The sequence below is a fragment of the Stenotrophomonas sp. GbtcB23 genome, assembly GCF_019091045.1.
Classification (GTDB): domain Bacteria; phylum Pseudomonadota; class Gammaproteobacteria; order Xanthomonadales; family Xanthomonadaceae; genus Stenotrophomonas; species Stenotrophomonas rhizophila_A.
Genome location: NZ_JAGXKC010000117.1, coordinates 1 through 1,337 on the forward strand (window position 1 = coordinate 1; position 1,337 = coordinate 1,337).

A 1,337-nucleotide genomic window follows, 5' to 3' on the forward strand; every position below is an offset into this window, starting at 1 on the left:
AAGGGTTCTCGCAGCCATGGTTTCCAAGGCGACTTGCTCCCTTTCGCTGAGGTCCACGTCGCAGCTTCCATCCCCGCCGTCCAACGCCGCTTGAGCGTCACGGTCGGTGACCCGCTCCCAAAGCTCGCCGCTGTTCCAGCTGCCCTCTACATCGCCCTCGCCTTGCGACATGTCCATGTAAAGGTCAGTGAATGCAGGGTCCCCGGGCAGCTTGCCCGGAGGGAAGTTGGGCTGGATGCTGTAAAGCGCCTTTTCAAACGATTTCTGGTGTGCGATTTCACGGGTCATGAGGAACCGAAGGGCGTCTTTGATGCCCGGGTCATCGGTCACGTTGGTGAGCCGTTCGTAGACGATCTTCGCGCGTGCTTCTGCCGCGATGTTCGATCGCAAATCCGCCGTGGGCTCGCCAATGCTGTCGATGTAGGCGGCTGTCCAGGGCACGCCGCTTGAGTTGACCAACGCCGGGCCACCGCCATACAAGATTTGCTCGGTGTGGCTGGTGCTGTTTTGGCCCATCAGACGCATGTCTTCGGCTTCCATCATGCCTTCAGACTGAATGGCCTTAGGGCCCCGGTTGAGCATCGCGATGATCGTGCCAATGATCTCAAGGTGGCTGATCTCTTCGGTCGCGATATCCATCAGGAGATCCTTGCGGCCCGGATCCGCCTCGCCGAGACCCTGCGTGAAATACCGCATCGCTGCGGCCAGTTCGCCCTGCGGACCTCCGAACTGCTCGAGCATCAACGCCGCCAGGGCGGGATTGGATTCTTTGACCCGAACCGTATACATCAACTTCTTGTGGTGAAGAAACATTTGCGCGTCTCCTTGGGGCTGGCTATGGCTTGCCTTTATGGAAGAGTCGTCATCTCCTCTGCGGCATGGGTATGGTGCCTGCTCGGGCATCGACGTCCCGTAGAAAACCGTGACGAAAAATCCGCCCTTTTCCACACGCGCTCCTGATCTACGCGTAACTTCTACGCGACTCCGCGCTTCTGTGAGACGTCGGCCGCCCAGAACATCTGAGCGGCATTCCCTAGGGCTGCTCGTGACCGGTTGCGGTTTGGCCATCGGTTACCTATACGCCGACCTGGTCAGCGACGGAGCGGGTTTACTTCAGAGGAGGATCGGTCTGCTGATAGGTCCCCACGAGCTGGCCCTTGCCAATCACATGGCCTTTGGCTGCCTTGAGCACTTCATCGCGGGTCGCCCCAGGACGAACCTCCAATCGGGCGTCCAGTGCCAAGATCTGGAAATGGTAGTGGTGCGGGGGATCCCCCACTGGCGGCTTCTGCCCGGAGTAGCCGATCGAGCCGCGGCTCGTTGCCCCTTTAGGGACG

Annotated in this window: 1 protein-coding gene and 1 pseudogene; both read right to left on the reverse strand. The window is 60.1% G+C overall.

Going from position 1 to position 1,337, the window contains the following annotated elements:
- A partial coding sequence (locus KVS69_RS18240; RefSeq protein WP_217539413.1) for a manganese catalase family protein occupies positions 1-813 on the reverse strand: 813 nt, incomplete at its 3' end.
- Between the two features lie 295 nt (positions 814-1,108).
- Positions 1,109-1,337, reverse strand: a pseudogene (locus KVS69_RS18245) (hypothetical protein); the annotation flags it as partial.